Here is a 19709-nt window from a genome sequence, read left to right as displayed (position 1 = left end):
TGGATGAACTAATCAACATCAGCTCATCGCTCATGGCGGACCTTTGGCTCAGTTAGCTTGTCCGCTCCGTGTCATGAGCGGACGATGAAAGTCAGTCTCATTAGTAATGTCATTGTTGAGCCAGAGAGGATCGTTTCTTTTTGGCTTGACAGCGATATCTCGTCAGAAAATCAATTACTCAGATGTCATGTTTCTCAGCTCAGCATCCACTGCCAGACGGAGATACCGGCCGTCGCGCTTTGACATATTTTCGGCGTCAGGCCGTGCAGAAGTCGGGGACGGCGACCTTCTGGAACAGGTGCGGGCTGGCCACGACGGATGAGGGATATGCCGGAAGTTTCGCGAGGAACGCGGGATCGGTGAAGGCGGCGCGGACCGCCTCAGTTGACTCCCACACCACATAGTTCAGGTAAGTCGGACTATCGCCGATCGCCCGATGTAGTTGCATGGAAATGAAGCCTGGTTGCTTCGTAATGACCCCGGCAGCCGCCCTGAAAGCGTCCAGGAAGCCCGCTTCGTCTGCGGGCTCGACGACTGTAAACAGGTTGATGAGCACAAGAGGCGCGGCCGCGATACCGAGTTGGCGGTCAAACGGAAATTTCTCGTCCAGAGGTTTGAATGGTTTTATGGCGGTCATGGCGGAGCTCCTGTCTGTTGTGAAATTGAAGTGGGTTGATCGATGCCGTTTTCACTCAAGCGAGCATCGACTGCTGGGCGAAGATACCCGCCATCGCGCCTTGCCATGTTGCCGTAGTGACCGAGGGCATTCCCGGGTTGGCGAGGTCGCCAGCGGCGTAAATGCCTGGCATGCTGGTTTCACGGCGCTCATCGGTCTTGAGGGCGATGCCGGTTGGCGTATTGACCGTGGCGAGGCCCAGTGTGTCATGAAGGCTTGCGGACGGCCTGGTTCGCGGATGTGCGAACAGGATATCGACTGCGACATCGGGGCCGGTATCGATTTTGATGGTGGCACCATGGCTCCCGTGACTTGCGATTTCAGTGATCCGGCCATCAACGAGAGGTACCTGGCGGGCCGTCAGATCGGCACGTATGTCGGGGGGGATGTCGTGACCATTGCCGAAGACGGTCAACCTGTCTGTCCAGTCGTGAAAGAGCCTGACCTGGTTGTGGGACTGTGGCCCGGACCAGACGAGGCCCCAGTGCTGGTCGGCGACTTCAAATCCGTCGCAATAGGGGCAGGGGATGACGGATGTACCCCAGCCTTCGGCAAAGCCAGGAATATCAGGCATCTGGTCAGTGATGCCATAGCTCAGGATCAGGCGGCGCGCCCTCAGGCTTTCGTTGTCGTCAGTGACGACGCAGAAATCGTCGATGGTACCAGTTACGCTCTCGGCCCGCGCATTGACCCGTCTGATCGTAGGATAGCGCGCCAGCTGCTGGCGTGCCTCGACCAGGATGTCCAGCGGCGGCTTGTGATCGTGGCCGAGCACACCATGTGAAAGGCCGGCAAAGCGATTGCGCGGCCGGTCAGTGTCGAGGACCGTGACCATGCGGCGGGCACGGCCAAGCTGCAGGGCGGCGGCAAGACCGGCAAAGCTGCCGCCGATGATAATGACGTCATTCATGGTGATGGGCTCCGTGTTGTGGATGGAGGAAGATGAGCCAGGGCTGGCGCACCTTGCATATTTATGAAACTGCGTGGTATCCTAATTTGGTAATTATGATACTGTCAAGGACTGTATTTCGTGACCAATAAAAACAGCCAGACCCGGCGGGGCCGGCCTGTCAACGAGGCGCTTCGCCAAACTATCGTTGACGCCGCATCCGAACTCTTTTTGGAATTGGGATTTCAGGCCTCGACCCTGGACAAAATCGCCCAGCGAGCGAGGATATCCAAGCTCAGCATCTATCGGCACTTCGATAACAAAGAGGCGCTGTTCAGTGCGGCCATCGTGGCCGGCTGCAGTCAGTCGTTTTCGCCGCAAGCTCTTCCGGAGGGTGTTGAGGGTTCGGTTGAAGAGCAGCTGATAGCGGTAGGAGCACTCCTGCTTCGTACGCTGTTGAGACCAGACGTTCGTAGTGTCGAAGCCATGGTTATGGCCGATAAGAAGAATCAAGCGTCGTTAAGCAAGCTCCATTACGAAGCCGGCCCCGCTCATGTCATCGCCCAAGTCGAGGCCTTTTTGCATCAGCTGCACGCAAAGTCGCTTCTTAACGTGCCCGATCCTCACCAGTCAGCACGTTTGTTCTCCGCACTTTTCAAAGGCTCTGATCTTCTGATGATTGCGCGCTTCGATGAGGCCAGAGCAGAGAACGACAACGAAATAGAATCTTATTGTCGGTCGGCCGTCGCCATGTTCATCGCCGCACACGGCGGCATTCCGGGGGAGCTATCGCGGGCGTGATCTCGGCCTGTATTCCTGACTGCGTCCTGATCGCAACGTAACGTCTAAGTCATCTTTCTCATCAGTGGCCGAATGGTTAGCATGAGAGAGCGACTTCATTCGGTAAAAAAGGGGGAGAGGTCCCCCCCAATTCAGTGGCTTACTTCTATAGTTATTATTAAGTGGGAGCAGACAGACTGGTCCGGCGGTCTCTCCGTCAGTTAAATACCGTGTTTTTTACACCCCCATCACACGGGCCATGATGGCCTGATGTAACCAGCGGGGGGTGGCCCAGGTCAGCACGGTAATCGCCTTGTTTCCCAGACCGGGTACAACGCTCATTCGCCCGGCTTCGAGAGCTCGTATACCGGCCTGTACCACCGGTTCTGGTTTCATCATCACCCCTTTTAACGCGGGGGTCAGTTTCTGTCTGGCAGCTTCCGCAAAACCGGTGTCGGAGATGCCCGGACACAGTGCGGTGACGACGATCCCCTCGTCTTTCAGCTCGCGGTGCAGGGCGTCTGAAAACCGGAGTACGTACGCTTTTGCGGCGGAGTAAACGGCAAAATTCTTTACCCCCTGCCAGGACAACAGACTGGCGACCATCAGAATATGTCCTTTACCCCGGATACGCATATCGGCGGCAAAAAGACGGGTCATGGCTGTCAGGCTGGAAATATCCAGACTGATCATATCCAGCGCCTCATCAAGGGATTGCTCCAGAAAGCGCCCCTGTAAACCGTAGCCCGCATTGTTGATTAATATATCGACCTGAATGTCGAGCTCCTGCAGACGATGGTGTAAGTCGCTGACCTCAGACATCACGGAAAGGTCCACCTGTTCCACCATCACATCAACCTTAAAGTGCTGGCGTAATTCCCGGGCAAGAGCGTCAAGCTTACTGAATTGCCGCGCCACCAGGATAAGCGATTTCCCCTGTGCGGCATACTGACGAGCGAACTCTTCACCAAAGCCGCCAGAGGCTCCCGTAATAAGCACCCATGTGTTATTTTTCGCTGACATGTTTATACCCCTGGTTATTCATAAAGTATGCTGACAGTGGTTGCCGGTATCATCTGGTTAATGTGCCAGGCCTGTATCTACTGCTTTTCATCGTCCGGTATTTGCTGAATGACGGATAACATCTCATCTGACGCTGCACGCCAGGGGGTGAGTGCCTGCATCCGGGCAAGAACTTCAATCCCGTGCAACATAAAGGGGACCGCAGATGATATATCCCCCCCTAAAACCCCCAGGTTCAGGGACGTGTGATAACCGGCATATTCAGTGCAGTCTTTAAGCCCGTTAAGCACTAGTTGCCGGGCCGTGTCATCCGCCATGCCTTTCCCGGTCAGCCAGCACTGTAATCCCTCCGCGAGGAAATAGAAGCCACTGGTCATGCAGAGATGTACCGTTGCCAGATCGAAATCTGATTCGTCTGACAAGACGGTCAGTCGTCCCAGCAGAGAAAATAAGGTCTGGATCTCTTTGTCAGCCTCCGTCAGGATCACGCTCGACTGATTGATTTCAGCGGCGAAAGTCAGCATCAGTCTGACGCACACTGGGTGTCCGAACAGTTTTTGCAGGTACGTAATAGAGAGCCCTGGCACCAGAGATACCAGTGTTTGCGTGCTGTGCAACTGCACCTGACCGGCAATACCGTGCAGGGCGTGACGCTCCCCACCAGTTATAATCACGTCAGCCTCATCAATGAGGTCCTGATACGTATCCAGGGTCCAGCAGGGGTATTCCCCTGCCAGATTACGCGCCCGCTCGTTGTTTCCCGGTACCAGAAAAACCTGTGCATCAGGCGCGGCAAGAAACAATCCCCGAACCAGTTTTTCCGTTAACGCGTCCACTTCCAGAATACCTGTTCGTTTCATCAGTCCTCCGCCTTTCAGCACGGTTCTGTCGTGTTATCAACGGTAAAAGAGGCATCACCTTTACAGACTGAAAGGTGAAAATCCTGCCTTATGGCGTATGCGTATTCATCGCGGTTTCCGGTGGCAGCCAGCCTCCTCCGAGCGCCCTGAACGCCGCCACTGCTGCCCGCGCGGATTCAGTCCGGGCCTGCGCTCTGGCATCAGAAGCCTGCAACAGGGTTTCATCGTTGTGAAGGACGTCAATCAGGCTGGCTGTTCCCTGCTGCCAGGCGATAAAAGACGATTCGCGGGCGCTGGCAAGGGCGGATTCGCCTTCAGTCAGTGTTGCAGTCTGTGCTTCCCGGTTGAGCAGGGCTGAAAAGGCATTTTCGACATCTTCGGTGGCGCGTAATACCGTCAGGCGATAGGCAGCAAGAGCTTCAGCTTCCTGGCCCTTTGCTTGGTCTATCTGGGCATTGATGCGGCCAAAATCGAAGAGTCGCCAGCGCAGGCCCAGCACGCCGGCTGACTGGCTGGCACCGGCGGAGAACAGGTTGTCGCCCGACACGGCCGTGGCGCTGCCGAGTAATGCACTGAGTGAAAACTTCGGATAATACTCGCTGATGGCGACACCAATACGGGCACTGGAGGCGGCCAGATGGCGCTCCGCCACGATAATATCAGGCCTTCGGCGCAGGAGGTCGGCAGGGGTACCCGTCGAGGCGATCTGTGGCGCCTGCGGAATGGGGCTCGGTACCGTCAGCTGAGCGCGGTGGGTGCCGGGAGGTGTGCCGAGCATGACATCCAGTGCATTCATCGCGGCATCAAGCCCCGTCCGGAGTACCGGCACCGTGGCCTGAACCTGAGCCAGCGCCCCTTCGGTCTGACGCACCTGATAGCCGGGCGCCAGTCCTTTGTCGTGAAGGAGGCGGACCTTTTCCAGCAGTGCCTGCTGTGTGCTGACCTGTTTCTCCGCGATGGCCAGGCGGGTCTGTAATCCGCGCAGGGTGATATAGATATCGGCGGTCTGCGCGGCGACGGCCAGCCGGGTCGCGACGACGCCTGCTTCGGAGGCCTGATAGTCCGCCTGGGCAGCCTGACGTTCGCGTCGCAGCCCGCCGAAAATATCAATCTCCCAGCTGGCATTCAGATCGGTTTCGTAGCTGTTGCCGTAGCGATTATAATCCGGCGTTGTGCTGAGAACCTGACCCAGAGGGGTTTCAGTCGACTGATAGGCGCGGGCGGCCTGTCCGCTGACGTTCCCCGACGGTAACAGCGCAGCGGTCGCCGCGCCCAGTCCGGCACGGGCCTGTTGCATGCGGGCAGTCGCCCGGGCGAGATCGAGATTCTGGGCCAGGGCGTCGGAAACGAGCTGACTTAACAGAGGGTCGTCGAAGCCTTCCCACCAGACGGCAAAACTGGCACTCCGGGAGGCGCTTCTCTGCTGGATGGCTGACTGCGCCTGATAGCGTTTCGCGAGTGGTGCGTCCGGGCGTTGATAATCCGGCCCGACGGCACAACCCGCCAGTAAGCCGGCCGTTACAGCCAGTGCAAGAGTACGCAGGAGAAACATGATGTCCCTTGAGTCAATTCTGATATGTGACTACATTACCAAATGGTCACAAGTTGTCAATCGGGGTCTACTGAGCTAAGCTGGAAACATGACAAAACACACAAATGCACAAACCCTGCGGGGACCTGTGGACCACAGCGTCCGCGATCAGATTGTGGAAGCGGCCACGGAGCACTTCGGGCATTTTGGCTATGAGAAAACCACCGTGTCCGATCTGGGAAAAGCCATTGGTTTTTCTAAAGCCTATATCTATAAATTTTTCGATTCAAAACAGGCCATTGGAGAGGTTATCTGTGCCAACAGGCTGGCGAAAATCGCTGAGATCGTTAATCACGCGATTGCCGATGCGCCTACGGCGTCAGAAAAGCTGAGGCGTTTACTCAAAACACTGACCGAAGCCGGTAGCGATCTGTTTTTTCACGATCGCCGGCTTTATGACATTGCGGTCGTTGCTTCCCGGGAACGCTGGTCTTCCGCCGTCGTCTATCAGGAACAGCTGCGTCAGCTGATCCAGCACATCATCCAGGAAGGCCGGCAGGCAGGGGAGTTTGAACGCAAAACCCCGCTGGATGAAACCACTGATGCCATCAGCCTGGTTATGCAGCCTTACATCTGCCCGTTACAGCTGCAGTATAACCTCGATACCGCAGCCTCTGCGGCCGTACTGTTGTCCTCGCTAATACTCAGAAGTTTATCGCCCTGAAATGTGACCATTGACTTAACTGGTCACCTGAAAGATGATGGAGTTACTGTCCTGTTAAAATGATTAAGGAACTCCATGCTCAGGCTTCAATCTGCTCCTCTTGCCGTTTGCCTGTTGCCGCTTGCCCTCACAGCCTGCGGTGACGCTTCCGGCACAGACGATCCCCGCACTCAGCCTCCTCTGGTCAGGTCTGCAACCGTAGTGAGCGCTGTGGATGCCTCCCGCGCCTTTACCGGCGTTGTTGTCGCCCGGATTCAGAGCGACCTCGGTTTCAGGGTGCAGGGCAAAATCCTGGAACGTCTGGTGGATACCGGCCAGACCGTTAAACGGGGCCAGCCATTGATGCGTCTTGATCCGGTTGACCTGAGCCTGCAGGCACAGGCTCAGCAACAGGCCGTCGCGGCTGCGCGGGCCCGCGCAAAACAAGCCACCGCGGATGAGGTACGTTACCGCGGACTGGTTGCAGCAGGGGCGGTGTCGGCATCAGCTTACGATCAGATAAAGGCCGCCGCCGATACAGCCAGAGCTGAACTCAGCGCAGCTCAGGCTCAGGCGAATGTGGCGCAAAATGCGACGGGCTACGCCGTGCTGCTGGCCGATGCCGATGGTGTGGTCATGGAGACGCTGGCTGAACCCGGTCAGGTCGTCAGTGCCGGTCAACCGGTGGTCCGTCTGGCCAGGGCCGGTCAGCGCGAGGCCATCGTACAGCTGCCCGAGACGTTACGCCCGGCTGTTGGAAGTGAGGCCGGAGCAATACTGTACGGTTCCGGTAAACAGCCGGTCCCGGCGAGATTACGCATTCTTTCCGATGCGGCTGATCCGGTCACACGCACCTTTGAGGCGAGATATGTGCTTGAGGGGACCCTGGCGAACGCGCCGCTGGGATCCACCGTGACGATGCATCTTGCTGACGATAAATTTTCGGGCCAGGTGATGCAGGTGCCTTTAGCCTCCCTCTACGATCCGGGCAAAGGGCCGGGTGTCTGGGAGATTTCTGGTAAGCCCGCCAGAGTGTCATGGCGGCCCGTGAAAGTGCTGGGGCTGGGGGACGAGGCAGCAAAGATAACCGGTAGCCTCAGACCCGGCGAACAGGTGGTTGCTCTGGGGGCACATCTGCTGCACGACGGTGAGGTCGTACGCACTGACCAGGGCGACACCCGCGTCGCCGGGAGCCGGCCATGAGTGAGGGAAGATTCAATCTTTCAGCGCTTGCCGTGCGTGAGCGCTCAATCACGCAGTTCCTGATTATCCTGATTACGGTCGCGGGCATTCTGTCGTTTTTCGAACTGGGGCGGGCTGAAGATCCCCCCTTTACGGTCAAGCAGATGACCATTATTACTGCCTGGCCGGGTGCCACAGCGCAGGAAATGCAGGATCAGGTTGCCGAACCGCTTGAAAAGCGGATGCAGGAACTCAGGTGGTACGACCGCAGCGAAACTTACACCCGTCCCGGTCTGGCTTTTACCATGTTGTCCCTGCAGGACAGTACTCCTCCTTCCCAGGTGCAGGAAGAATTTTATCAGGCGCGTAAGAAGCTCGGTGATGAGGCCAGAAACCTGCCGGCAGGTGTTATCGGGCCAATGGTCAATGATGAATTCTCCGATGTGACCTTTGCGCTATTTGCACTGAAGGCGAAAGGAGAGCCGCAGCGGCGGCTGGTCCGCGATGCAGAGTCCCTGCGTCAGCGTCTTCTGCACGTGCCGGGAGTTAAGAAGGTCAATATTATCGGGGAGCAGGCAGAACGTATCTTTGTATCGTTCTCACATGACCGGCTGGCCACGCTCGGCATTTCGCCCCAGGATATATTCTCCGCCCTCAACAGCCAGAACGTACTGACGCCCGCCGGTTCAATTGACACCAGAGGGCCGCAGGTCTTTATCCGCCTTGACGGTGCCTTCGACGAACTGGAGAAGATCCGTGCAACGCCCGTCGTCGTTCAGGGCAGGACCCTGCAGCTTTCTGATGTGGCCACCGTTGAACGTGGTTATGAAGATCCTGCCACCTTCCTGGTCCGCAATCAGGGGGAACCGGCACTGCTGCTGGGGATCGTGATGCGGGAGGGCTGGAATGGCCTGGATTTGGGCAGGGCTCTGGATGAGGAAACGGCCAAAATCAACGAGGGCATGCCGCTTGGCATGACACTGACAAAAGTTACCGATCAGTCCGTCAACATTAGCTCCGCCGTTGATGAGTTCATGATGAAATTCTTTGCTGCCCTGCTTGTCGTGATGGTGGTTTGTTTTCTCAGCATGGGCTGGCGCGTGGGGGTGGTGGTGGCCGCTGCGGTGCCACTGACCCTGGCTGTTGTTTTTGTCATCATGGAAGCGTCCGGCAAAAACTTCGACCGTATCACGCTGGGTTCATTGATCCTGGCGCTTGGTTTGCTGGTCGATGATGCCATCATCGCCATTGAGATGATGGTGGTGAAAATGGAGGAAGGCTATGACCGCATCAAAGCCTCCGCCTATGCCTGGAGCCACACGGCGGCGCCGATGCTGGCCGGCACGCTGGTCACCGCCGTCGGTTTCATGCCCAACGGTTTTGCCCAGTCCACCGCGGGTGAATATACCAGCAATATGTTCTGGATTGTCGGTATTGCCCTGATTGCTTCATGGGTTGTTGCGGTGGTGTTCACGCCTTATCTGGGCGTGAAAATGCTGCCGAAAATCAAAACGGTGGAGGGTGGCCATGCGGCCATCTATAACACCCGCCATTACAACCGCTTTCGCCGGGTGCTGACCCGCGTTATCGCGCGAAAATGGACAGTGGCGGGTACCGTGATTGCCGTCTTTACGGTGGCGGTACTCGGCATGGGGCTGGTGAAAAAGCAGTTTTTCCCGACGTCCGACCGTCCGGAAGTGCTGGTTGAAGTGCAGATGCCTTACGGCACCTCGATTGAGGTGACCAGCGCCACAACGGCGAAAATCGAGGCCTGGTTGAGAAAGCAGAAAGAGGCAAAAATCGTCACGTCCTACATCGGGCAGGGGTCGCCGCGTTTTTATCTGGCTATGGCACCCGAGCTGCCCGATCCGTCGTTTGCGAAAATTGTCGTGCTGACGGACAGTCAGGATGCGCGCGAGGCGCTCAAGTTCCGGCTGCGCGAAGCGGCAGCTGACGGCCTGGCTCCGGAGGCTCGTGTGCGCGTGACCCAGCTGGTGTTTGGCCCGTATTCACCCTATCCGGTGGCTTATCGCGTCATGGGGCCGGATCCCGCCACGCTGCGCGAAATCGCAGATAAGGTCGAAAAGGTAATGCAGTCCAGCCCGATGATGAGAACCGTCAACACCGACTGGGGGCCGCGGGTACCGGTGCTGCACTTCACGCTTAATCAGGATCGCCTGCAGGCGGTGGGGCTGACATCAAATTCGGTCGCGCAGCAGCTGCAGTTCCTGCTTTCAGGGATTCCAATCACCTCTGTGCGTGAGGATATCCGTTCGGTGCAGGTCATGGGGCGGGCTGCGGGAAATATCCGGCTTGACCCGGAAAAAATCGCGGGCTTTACCCTGGTGGGGTCTGCCGGTCAGCGCATTCCGCTGTCTCAGATTGGGGAGGCAGAAGTGCAGATGGAAGATCCTGTGCTGCGCCGTCGCGATCGCACGCCGACCATAACCGTAAGGGGAGATATCGCCGACAATCTGCAGCCGCCGGATGTCTCCACGGCGATTATGAAGAAGCTGCAGCCGGTCATCGATACGCTTCCGGCCGGATACCGCATTGAACAGGCGGGGTCGATTGAAGAGTCCGGCAAAGCCACCAAAGCGATGGCACCGCTGTTCCCCATCATGATTGCCCTGACCCTGTTGATTATCATCCTGCAGGTGCGGTCGATGTCGGCAATGGTGATGGTCTTCCTCACCGCGCCGCTGGGGCTGATTGGGGTGGTGCCAACCCTGCTGCTCTTCAACCAGCCGTTTGGTATCAATGCGCTGGTAGGCTTAATTGCGCTGTCGGGGATACTGATGCGTAACACCCTGATCCTGATAGGGCAGATCCATCACAACGAACAGGAAGGGCTGGTGCCCTTCCATGCAGTGGTGGAGGCGACGGTACAACGAGCCCGGCCAGTGCTACTCACGGCACTGGCCGCCATTCTGGCGTTTATCCCGCTGACGCACTCGGTATTCTGGGGAACACTGGCCTATACCCTGATTGGGGGGACGCTTGGCGGCACTATTATTACGCTGGTGTTCCTGCCCGCCATGTATGCCATCTGGTTCAGAATACGTCCAGAGAAGCCTAAGGACTTAGAACACCAGGCTTCGGAGTGACGTTCTCTTAAATCAGACAGGGTCGCCAGGCTTCGCTCCGGCGACCCTGAATACATCGACAGAAATGATGAGGGGTAATTGTAGCGTCTGGCAGTCACAAGCGAATAATCGTCATCGGCTGCGGAATTATCAGTCCTCTGAATCATAACGACCATTCACTCCGCCTTGTTCCTGGGACAATATACCTAAAGAACATGATGCTGTTTCATCGGCAATAGTCATTTCAAAGACGCGATAGAGGAGGCCAGAGTGATTCTGTATCACTCTGATGACATGACCGGAAGCGTTAAGGAGCTCATTGGCGCAGCTTATTTGTGCTCAGATTGAGCTTCAACCTGATCGACCATTAATTTTCATGACAACCCTTCGAAATCCCAAACTCTCTTGTGAGAAATACGAGAGAGGGCGTTACCTGCGATAAAAACTCGATTTTAACCTTAACAATTCTTAACATGTTTAACGGATTTTTTTGAGGTTTTATTCTGTTAATGCATTGATATTAAAGTGTTTTATTTTATTTTTAAGGCTGAAGATATAAAAAGCGTATGCATGCCATAAGACACTTCATATCGAAGCTACAGTCTTTTTAAACATCGCATCGTGGGGGTCTCTATCCAGAACAGTGTATGGCAGTTTTGATGCACTGGTTCAGCGATAAGAAAAGTGAGCTTAAGTGCGTTGGTTGCGGGGGTAAAAGTAACCCAGGCGTAACCCCAAACAGGTTTTTAAAGACAGTGGATTATGTAACTATTTGATTTAGATGGTGCGATAATAGGAACATAACACACCACATATATCCTTTGATAAATATAACTATTTTCTTGTTTCATCTTTATAAATGCCCCCTTTTGTGCCCCCACTTTGTTTTTCATGCGACTCGATGAGACTTTCATCGAGTCGTTAATCTCATCAAATTCTTCACATATCGTGGAAACCTTCGCAGATTTCCATCCCCTCACAACCGTGATCGGCTAAGAACAATATTACTTACCTCCCTGTAAGAACACCGGCTCATCAGCCCGCACGCTTTCCTGGCTTGAAGAATGTCTGTCGCAGTCAAATATGGTGCTTGTACCTGAGAGGTAAATCCATTGCGATCGATACGAACTAACTCATATTTCTCTACCAGAAAGTTAACGGCATTAGCCAGAGTGATACCGGCATCGATATGCTCCTTTATAACGGTTTCATCATTAAAAGGTGTGTCGCTTAGCATCAGACCATAGTGCTGTTCAAGCAGACGAGTAAGTAACATTTGCCAGATAGTCACGGGCGTCAGGCATGGCTTCGCCGCCCGCATATTTGTTGCAGGTAGAAATTTCATTTTTTCTCTCGTGAAAATAATTAACGTTGAGTGGGATAAACGGCGATGTATACGTAGCCACAACTACCAAGCGTATCGGCTTCGCAGGTGAGTCCGTTGTGGTAAAGCATGACGCTGTGTTGATAGCGGGGATTGAGCTCGCCACTGATGAGCATTAGTTCCAGTTGTTTGAGTATTAATGGAAATGCCTGGTCGAGGCTCAACGCATCCTCGTCGCTGAAAGCACCATTAAACCCGGCGCGGTCAGCGAGAAAATGCACCCGGCTGCCTTCCTGTACCAGACGAGCTCCAAAACAGGGTGTAATAGCGCGTTTAAGTCCCCACGGCTGGCTGGCGGGATTCTCCGGCTTGGTACCGGAGTCTGAGTGAATGCTCATTATTGTTCCTGATTAAAGGGAAGGATTAATTGAGAGTGACGCTTCGAAGAATGATATAGGGACCATTGCGATCATGACGGCGCTCAGCAAACACGGGCAGAACGCCGCGTATGTCCTGAACTTCCCGGCCAGCATAATGGCAGATACTGCCAGACCATTTATATTTACCGGTACAGAAGCGAAACAGTCGGGAGCCAGGATGTTGCCAATATAGAGCCATGGCCTGGCGCTTACTGATGATTTTCATATCCAGCCTCGCTCCGCAAACGACACAATTCCATCCTGACCGACAACCAGATGATCGAGCGTTTTCACATCAACCAATCCCAGCACCTCCTTCAGTTTGTCAGTCATATGGCGATCGGCTTTGCTGGGCTCCGGATCGCCGGATGGATGGTTATGCGCCAGTACGACAGCTGCAGCATTGAAGCGAAGCGCTGACTTCACTACCTCACGGGGATGGACCTGTACATGGTTGATCGAACCAGCAAATAGCGTTTCGCTCTCCAGTAAACGATGCTGATTATCGAGATAGAGAACCATAAACACTTCCCGTTCTTGTCCTGCCAGCTGTAACCGAAGCCAGTCACGAGCAGCAGTACTGGAGGTAAAGGATATGCCGGGCTGACGAAGATATTTTTCCAGCAGGTTGATGGCACGACGAATGGTGCGCAGGGCATAGGGGGTTAATCCGGAGGTCGCGGGGAGCAAACAACCATGCTGGACCATAATCGCCAGTGGAAAGAGTTCAGGCTGTGATGACACCGGGGATAATGCGGTACTCATGTTCGGGTCTCCTCAGTCGATGAGATGCATAATGGCGCTGCATTCCGGATGGTTTATCGCGTAGTCGCGTAAGCGATAATAGTGTTCAGTCATCGCGTCACACTCGGTGCGGCAGGCGTGGTGGCTGTAAGCTATCAGACAGGCGACTATCCCCGCAGCTTCGCCAGTAAGTTCCGCGCCGTTACCGTTCATGCTGTTGAATAATGTCCACTTCTCAACGCTCTCTGTCTCAGGAGCCATAAAAGCGCCGCCGTTGCTGAGCGTTGAGAAGTTCCAGATACCACCGTGATAATCAGTACACAGTCGATCCATCCAGGCAAAGATTTGGGGCTCAAGGGTTATCCATTGTGGGATGGAGCCAAAGTGCTGCGGCCAGAAGCCGATGCGTAGCTCGTCAGGGACCACCGAGGCAGTAATTGCTGCCTGCTCAGCGAACTCAGGGTTGTGTGTATCCATTAAACTATCTCCTTATGCCGGAACGGTTGTTTAACGTCCGAAAAAATCGAGCATGTTTTCTGCCATCACCCACAGGGCGCGATTGAGCTTCACATCGCCATCAATACCGGTAACGGCACGGGTGCGGCTGCTTTTCCCCTGTGCAGTTCGCCCTGACAGACCACCTTTCATCAGGTTCTCCTGCACGCGCTGGTAGACTGTCCACAGGTCGTCGCTGTAGTCCTCCCGGCGACGTGGGGTCAGCAACTGCGATACCGTGACCGGCTGGTGGTCCTCACCAAATCGATACTTCATTGCGGCATTTGCCAGCGCGTGACGGGCCGGGGCTGGCAGCGCCAGCGACTGCATTGCATCGCGTTTCTCATCCACCCGGTCAAAGACCCCGAGCACTTCGTAAGCCCCTTCAATTACCTTCTCGACGACATTGCCTTTATGCGGTACCCGCACTTCTCCGAATGACTGGCCGCAGACCAGGCCGTTGGTACAGACGCCGCGAAACAACCCCGGTAGCATCTGGTAGCTTGAGGAGCCGTCATGGCTGTTAAGCAGAATGATTTCCGGTACCTGATGGCCGGTCAGTTGTCCGGCACGACGCAGACGCAGCATGTGTTTGGTGTGCTCCCGCTTACTCTGGTCCCGAACCTTCGTCTGGCAGGCAAAGAACGGCTCAAAACCTTCACGCTGCAGGCTTTCGAGGATGGTGATGGTCGGGATGTAGGTATAACGGTCTGAGCGTGATTCATGCTTGTCACTCCCGAACACGCTGGGGACATGGCTCATCAGCTCTTCATGGGTCAGAGGCCGGTCACGGCGTATCTGATTTATTCGGCCAAAACGGCTGGCTAATCGCATGGCTAACTCCTTATCTGATAATGAAATAAAAACAAAAAAGGCCATGTTCCCGAAGGAGCATGGCCTGTTGCTATCTGGTGTTGGTGCGTAGCGGGCTGGAGAGGTTTGAAGTGTGAATAATTAATCGCTGTAGTGTGTGGTCCGGCACTCACTGAGGTCAGACAGCTCTTTTTGCGTATTCTTCAGACCCGGACTGAAAGTGCCTACTTTTTTATCGCTGACATAAACATCGAAATTTGCTGCCTGCCCCAGTGCGTCAATAAATGACACCCAGGCATTATCACCGTTTCGCCAGCCCAGGGATGACGGTAACGGATACTGGCTGTCATCCATCACCACGGTGATGTCGGTTCCGTCATCGTGAGAATTCAGCAAGGTACCGTCGGGCAGGGTCAGGTATACGCTGTGCTGCAGCACATTCTGCTCATCGGGGCTGGTAGTGCAGTTAAGATTAAAGACCACTTTCTCCGGACTGGTGATGATGTATTCGGTCACCCCCTGAGCGAAGCCGCTGCTCCACATATTGGGGATGGCCTGTGCAACGGAGGCTGAGGCCAGCATAACGACCGCCAGGGCGGCATGAGATAAACGCATAAGTGATTTCCTTTCATTAATATCAGAGGGAGGGGCATCCGTCAGGGCGCGCTGAAGCACTCCGGGAACCCGGGCGACCTTATTTCACTTCATCAACGCTCTTGTCTGTCTGTCGTCTTGTCCTTCCATTTTGGCCGGTTGCTACCCGAAAAGGATTTCACCAGCGACCAGTATTCCACCGGGAATCGTTTTACCAGTTCCCCGTTGAGACGGACATCGATAGTCCGGTACTGCCCGTTGTTCATGGTCCCCTGACTGAAGTAAGCATTGCTGCTGCAGGTCCCCGTGTCGTACTGGTTCCAGGCTTTTTCGGGTTTGCCCACCACGTAAAAATCCCCCAGGGCGCAGCCGTTAGTGGATTTACGATTAACGATGGCTACCCTGTTCGTTGCCGCCAACACGATGGTACAGGAGCTTTGTTTTCCGCCACAGACATCCCATAAAACCCGACCACCAGGGTCCTTAAATGACCAGATGGTATTCACCGGAATATCGGCTCGTTCCCGGGCCGCGGTACTGAGACTGACGCTGAAGACCAGTGCAAGAACTGCAAACCTCATTTTCATTTTTTCATTCCTTAGCCATTTCAGAAAATCCGGAGTCAGCGCCCGCAACTGCGTACCTGACGCGCTGCAGACTGAGCAGATGCATTTAGTTATCGATCGATAATAACGATCGATAAAATAGATATCGATCGTTACATTCTATTAATAAAGGTAAGGGTTGTCATCCCTTTCGGGGAAAATGTGTGACAGAACAGGGACTCAGGTATCCAGTGCCACGAAGCGGTGGAAACGGGGTATTCTGATTAAAAGAAGTGGGTCTGTGAATGAGGCTCATGCCCACGGTTGACCGGGAGGAGTATAAAGTCTGGTTTCAGAAGAAAATCCAGTCCCAGACGGCACGGGCGACGGACACCACCACATCACGCACGGTACGAATCACCGTTTTCAGCGATGCAGGCAGGAACGACGATGACTCAGCCGTATCAAAAACCCGGCTCACAGCTTCACCGAAACTGTCACGGGCCTGCGACTTTACCGGCGCTGTGCAGAGTCTCCCTTGCAGTTGTGTCACCACCGGGCTGGTGGCGCAGTCAGGCAGACATCGCATCATGGTTGCCACCATATCCTCAATACCCCATCCAGTGCTGGCGGACACCACACAGACCGGATGATGCGGTTTAAACATTGCCATAATTGCAGCCTGCTTCGCTTTAAGATTTCCCTGTTGGCGCGGTGAAGGTTTGCTGGTGAGGGTATCCCATTCATGAGAGGGTTCGATTTTGTCGGCCTGGTTAATCACAAACAGTACCTTTTGCTTGCAAGGTTGCATCACACCGTGCCAGAACTGCTCGTCCACGGTCAGTGCCCGATCATCAGCCTTAATGACCCACAGCACCAGGTCCAACTCCGGCAGGATTCGACGGTACAGGGCACGGTATTCTTGATCCCGCCGCCCGTTTTCACCTACCCCCGGTAAATCGACAATCACCAGACTGTGACGACCGCTGCGCAATCGGAAGCGCAGTACGTCGCGAGTACAGGCGTTCACGTCACTCACCGGGGACACCTCGCCCCGGAAAAGTTCGTTACAGAGAGAGGATTTACCAGCACCACTTTTGCCCATGATGCCAATCACCGGCTCGTAATGGGTCAGGTTCTGGATACGTTCAAGAATAAGCTGGCGAAGCGTGCGCGGAAGCGACGCGAGCGGTTGTTCAAAGGCCTGAAGGCCATCAGGTTTATTCATACAGTAGTCTCAGCGTGAAAAATTAAAAACCCCGCGTTCCAGTCAGGAAGGCAGGGATTCACTGAGATAATATCTGTCTGAAATTATTTGGGAATTTAGATTAACATGTAAAGGAAATTGTGCAGTACAAAAATTGAACGACGCCCGTTTAGTACCAGGAGCGGACGTTGCATGTCCACTGGAGCGCTATGGAAATATTGCAGTACAACTTTTCCCTATCGTCAAAAAATGGCACTAACTGAAAGATGTCAATCTACTTCCTCATGTATATCTACATCCCCCATAGTCATTAATAAGGATGGATGAAGATGCTGAGAGGTAAAAGAGCTGTAATTACCGGTGGCGGCGCGGGATTTGGTCAGGCGCTGAGCGTGTGGCTGGCGCGAGAAGGCGTCGAGGTGGATTTTTGCGCGAGGCGCGCTGATGATATTCAAAAAACTTGCAGTGTCATCACGGCTGAGGGCGGAATGGCGAAAGGGCATCTCTGTGATTTAACCCAGCCTGAATCCCTTTCTCAGTTTTCTGCACAGTTGTTAACTTCAGACAAGCCCATAGACATTTTAATCCTCAATGCTGCTCAGTGGCTTTCAGGAACGTTAGACGATCAACCAGACACAGAAATTATCAATACCGTCAGTTCAGGACTGACAGGTTCTATTCTACTGACTCAGGCATTGCTACCTGGGTTAAGACGTTCACAAAGCGCGGATATCGTCTCAATTATATCTTCATGTGGGGTTCCTAATTTTACAGATTCAATTGCGCACCCCGCTTTTTTTGCCAGTAAACACGGGCTTAGCGGGTTTACAACTAAACTCTCGTACCAGTTGTCCGAAGAAAATATACGTGTAACTGGGTTGTATCCCCCGGATTTCGAGCTGACAGGGTTAGATACTTTTGTCGATAGCCAGACCAAAATGGGGGAACGTCTGATGAATGGGCGTTCAGTCTGGGAAACAATTCGCTTTGTGCTGACTCAGCCGCGTAGTTGCCATATCAGGAGCATCTACTTTGAAGGCCCAACTCGCGAAAAACTGGGAGTCTGAAGCTGAATCTGGAGACGTTTAACAGTGTAGCCAACGTCCGCTTCACGCCCTGAGACATTCGACAAGCTTTTTATGGCTTCAGCAAGGGCGAGTGTCGCGCTTCGAGAGCCAGCAAATATTTTGCTTCATCGTACTGGGTTCTGGCCTTCCAGCAGCGGTAAATGATCCTTATCCATTTGAACGCCAGTGCCCGGATCGCAGACTGATGAGATTTGCCCTTCTCTCTGAGGCCCTGATAATACAGTTTGGCCCAGTATGATGAATTAACCATCTTGGCAGCCCATTCAACAAAGGTCTGCCTGACGAACTTGGCACACTGCCATCGCCAGTGAATCCAGGATTTCTGGCCACTTCGTTCTGTCACCGGTGCAATACCTGCGTAGTTTTGAATTTCTTCAGCGCTGTTAAACCGGCCACGGTTATCACCAAGTGCAGCAAGCATTCGTGGGCCCATACACGGCCCCATGCCCGGAAGTGATTTGAACAGCTCCGCATCTGGCAATGTATCAAACAACGCTTCGATTCGTTCGTCATAGGTTTTGATGATTTCACTCACGACTTTAATTTGTGTCGCCAGTGCTGTTGCCATCAAAGCATTAGCCTCTATAACGCTCGGGTCTGTAGTCAATGGGATCGCGTTATCAATACTCGCAACACGTTGCTCGGTAAGAGCCATTGCGCGGCCACCTTTGGCATTCAGAAAGTTGCGGATCGTGTCGCGCCTCGCTCGTTTCAGTTGTTGCAGACTGGGCCACCGGATAATCAGCTCACACAATAGTAAGCTACCCCGATGTGAGAACCACTCCAGTGGCTGAGGATAATACTGTTTAAGTGTGTTGATTATCCGGTTCACAAAACGGCGTTTATCTTCAACCAGCTGACGGCGCTGCTCAACCAGTTGCTGGAGTAACCGGATATCGGCATTGTCGGGTTCAATGGCTTTTATCTTTTGGGGATAACGCAGCATTAACTCTAATGCCAGCTCAGCATCCTGCGGATCATCTTTAGCGCCGCTGGGCGAGAAGGCTTGCCGGTAACGAGCCAGAGACAAAGCGTGGACGGGGAAAACGGTGATAAATGGATATTTCTGAAGAGCATACACCACGGGACCTTTCTTCAGCTCAACGGCGATAGCGATCCTGCCTTTTACCTTCTGGTGTAACTCGGTAAGCCAGACATCAAGCGCTTCCGGCGTATGCTCAATCACATGGAATGTGCGTTCACCGTTTTTAAACTGAACACAGACATCGTGCTTTTTATCTGCCCAGTCCAGACCAACGTGCACAGCAAATTGATTAACCGCAGTCATCACCAACTCCTTTTTATCGGGGATTGGTATGCATTCCACGCTCTTCGAAAGAAATATAGCCAGCAGTTTATCTGCATGCCCTGAGTATTCGTTAGCGAACGTGGAGCACCTACTGGCTCGAAAGAAAAGCGGCGATCATCACGTGATTCTCGCTCAATATTCGTAACCAGTAAGCGCATACCCTGAATCACTTAAAAGTGTAATTCTCAGGGTGCGAATGACTATACCTCGCTCACAGCGGACTTTATGCTCGGTGAGTTAGCCCGCTCTGTGCCACAAGTGGACATCTTTATATCTTGTTGCATCAGTCATACTTGATGAACTTAAAGCAGAAGAGTCGATAAGTTAATTAGCCCTGCCGCTTAGGAAGATTTCGCACAAAAAGCAAGATGGTAGGGCGAGAGAGCCTGCATTTTGTCCGAGGAAAGTGAATTATTCTCTCTTTTCAGAGGAAGGTTCTAA

General features: G+C 54.0%; 20 protein-coding genes. 5 read left to right on the top strand and 15 right to left on the bottom strand.

The genetic code is table 11. The features are described from left to right. Nucleotides 1-256: 256 nt before the first annotated feature. Nucleotides 257-637 (bottom strand): antibiotic biosynthesis monooxygenase family protein, encoded by a 381-nt coding sequence (locus ABLU67_RS18480; RefSeq protein ID WP_110197036.1) that lies wholly within the window; start codon nucleotides 635-637, stop codon nucleotides 257-259. A 55-nt stretch (nucleotides 638-692) separates the two neighbouring features. Beyond that, nucleotides 693-1586 (bottom strand): NAD(P)/FAD-dependent oxidoreductase, encoded by an 894-nt coding sequence (locus tag ABLU67_RS18475; protein ID WP_060619494.1) that lies wholly within the window; start codon nucleotides 1584-1586, stop codon nucleotides 693-695. Between the two features lie 120 nt (nucleotides 1587-1706). Between ABLU67_RS18475 and ABLU67_RS18470 the strand changes: the two genes are divergently transcribed. Beyond that, a complete protein-coding gene (locus ABLU67_RS18470; protein ID WP_224385130.1) occupies nucleotides 1707-2366 on the top strand; it encodes a TetR/AcrR family transcriptional regulator in 660 nt (219 codons plus the stop codon). Nucleotides 2367-2582: 216 nt separating this feature from the next. Here the strand turns inward: ABLU67_RS18470 and ABLU67_RS18465 are convergent, their stop codons facing one another. From ABLU67_RS18465 to ABLU67_RS18455, 3 genes are all read right to left on the bottom strand, one after another. Next, a complete protein-coding gene (locus ABLU67_RS18465; RefSeq protein ID WP_101827558.1) occupies nucleotides 2583-3368 on the bottom strand; it encodes an SDR family oxidoreductase in 786 nt (261 codons plus the stop codon). A gap of 77 nt (nucleotides 3369-3445) precedes the next feature. Beyond that, nucleotides 3446-4228: a pyrroline-5-carboxylate reductase gene (locus tag ABLU67_RS18460; RefSeq protein WP_324725750.1), complete on the bottom strand. Its 783-nt coding sequence runs from the start codon at nucleotides 4226-4228 to the stop codon at nucleotides 3446-3448. An 88-nt stretch (nucleotides 4229-4316) separates the two neighbouring features. After that, complete coding sequence (locus ABLU67_RS18455) at nucleotides 4317-5780, bottom strand: efflux transporter outer membrane subunit (RefSeq protein ID WP_211743968.1); 1464 nt, start codon at nucleotides 5778-5780, stop codon at nucleotides 4317-4319. A gap of 88 nt (nucleotides 5781-5868) precedes the next feature. Here ABLU67_RS18455 and ABLU67_RS18450 point away from each other — a divergent pair, with 88 nt between their 5' ends. From ABLU67_RS18450 to ABLU67_RS18440, 3 genes are all read left to right on the top strand, one after another. Further along, complete coding sequence (locus ABLU67_RS18450) at nucleotides 5869-6483, top strand: TetR/AcrR family transcriptional regulator (RefSeq protein ID WP_101827555.1); 615 nt, start codon at nucleotides 5869-5871, stop codon at nucleotides 6481-6483. Nucleotides 6484-6558: 75 nt separating this feature from the next. Further along, nucleotides 6559-7665 (top strand): efflux RND transporter periplasmic adaptor subunit, encoded by a 1107-nt coding sequence (locus ABLU67_RS18445; RefSeq protein WP_110197033.1) that lies wholly within the window; start codon nucleotides 6559-6561, stop codon nucleotides 7663-7665. Further along, nucleotides 7662-10751, top strand: coding sequence for an efflux RND transporter permease subunit (locus ABLU67_RS18440; RefSeq protein ID WP_224385128.1), 3090 nt, complete (start codon nucleotides 7662-7664; stop codon nucleotides 10749-10751). Before ABLU67_RS18445 ends, ABLU67_RS18440 begins: the two co-directional genes overlap by 4 nt. A gap of 955 nt (nucleotides 10752-11706) precedes the next feature. Here ABLU67_RS18440 and ABLU67_RS18435 read toward each other — a convergent pair. From ABLU67_RS18435 to ABLU67_RS18395, 9 genes are all read right to left on the bottom strand, one after another. Continuing rightward, entirely contained in the window at nucleotides 11707-12075 is a 369-nt protein-coding gene (locus ABLU67_RS18435; protein WP_152405753.1) for a TA system toxin CbtA family protein, read from the bottom strand. A gap of 20 nt (nucleotides 12076-12095) precedes the next feature. Continuing rightward, nucleotides 12096-12452 (bottom strand): type IV toxin-antitoxin system YeeU family antitoxin, encoded by a 357-nt coding sequence (locus ABLU67_RS18430; protein ID WP_057101183.1) that lies wholly within the window; start codon nucleotides 12450-12452, stop codon nucleotides 12096-12098. 25 nt (nucleotides 12453-12477) lie between these two features. Continuing rightward, nucleotides 12478-12699, bottom strand: a complete 222-nt coding sequence (locus tag ABLU67_RS18425; RefSeq protein WP_348852447.1) for a DUF987 family protein — start codon at nucleotides 12697-12699, stop codon at nucleotides 12478-12480. Next, nucleotides 12696-13238: a DNA repair protein RadC gene (gene radC / locus ABLU67_RS18420; protein WP_348852446.1), complete on the bottom strand. Its 543-nt coding sequence runs from the start codon at nucleotides 13236-13238 to the stop codon at nucleotides 12696-12698. The genes ABLU67_RS18425 and radC overlap by 4 nt, the downstream gene beginning before the upstream one ends. A gap of 12 nt (nucleotides 13239-13250) precedes the next feature. Next, nucleotides 13251-13694 carry an antirestriction protein gene (locus ABLU67_RS18415; protein WP_348852445.1) on the bottom strand — a complete coding sequence of 148 codons (444 nt, stop codon included), beginning with the start codon at nucleotides 13692-13694 and terminating at the stop codon, nucleotides 13251-13253. A 30-nt stretch (nucleotides 13695-13724) separates the two neighbouring features. Continuing rightward, nucleotides 13725-14546, bottom strand: coding sequence for a DUF932 domain-containing protein (locus tag ABLU67_RS18410; protein ID WP_348852444.1), 822 nt, complete (start codon nucleotides 14544-14546; stop codon nucleotides 13725-13727). Between the two features lie 120 nt (nucleotides 14547-14666). Then, a complete protein-coding gene (locus ABLU67_RS18405; protein ID WP_049033293.1) occupies nucleotides 14667-15140 on the bottom strand; it encodes a hypothetical protein in 474 nt (157 codons plus the stop codon). Nucleotides 15141-15232: 92 nt separating this feature from the next. After that, nucleotides 15233-15706: a hypothetical protein gene (locus tag ABLU67_RS18400; RefSeq protein WP_348852443.1), complete on the bottom strand. Its 474-nt coding sequence runs from the start codon at nucleotides 15704-15706 to the stop codon at nucleotides 15233-15235. 310 nt (nucleotides 15707-16016) lie between these two features. Then, nucleotides 16017-16892, bottom strand: a complete 876-nt coding sequence (locus tag ABLU67_RS18395) for a GTPase family protein (RefSeq protein ID WP_348852442.1) — start codon at nucleotides 16890-16892, stop codon at nucleotides 16017-16019. A 302-nt stretch (nucleotides 16893-17194) separates the two neighbouring features. On the opposite strand from ABLU67_RS18395, the gene ABLU67_RS18390 reads away from it, so the two are divergent. After that, nucleotides 17195-17938: an SDR family oxidoreductase gene (locus ABLU67_RS18390; RefSeq protein WP_319822760.1), complete on the top strand. Its 744-nt coding sequence runs from the start codon at nucleotides 17195-17197 to the stop codon at nucleotides 17936-17938. Nucleotides 17939-18008: 70 nt separating this feature from the next. On the opposite strand, the gene ABLU67_RS18385 is transcribed toward ABLU67_RS18390, so the two are convergent. Further along, on the bottom strand, nucleotides 18009-19247 hold the full coding sequence (locus ABLU67_RS18385; protein ID WP_348852441.1) for an IS110 family transposase: 1239 nt from the start codon (nucleotides 19245-19247) through the stop codon (nucleotides 18009-18011). Between the last annotated feature and the right edge of the window lie 462 nt (nucleotides 19248-19709).

The sequence above is a fragment of the Klebsiella sp. GN_Kp190 genome (assembly GCF_040061795.1).
GTDB lineage: Bacteria > Pseudomonadota > Gammaproteobacteria > Enterobacterales > Enterobacteriaceae > Klebsiella > Klebsiella michiganensis.
Note: the sequence above shows the minus strand (reverse complement) of the source record. Positions and strands in the feature narration are given on the sequence as shown.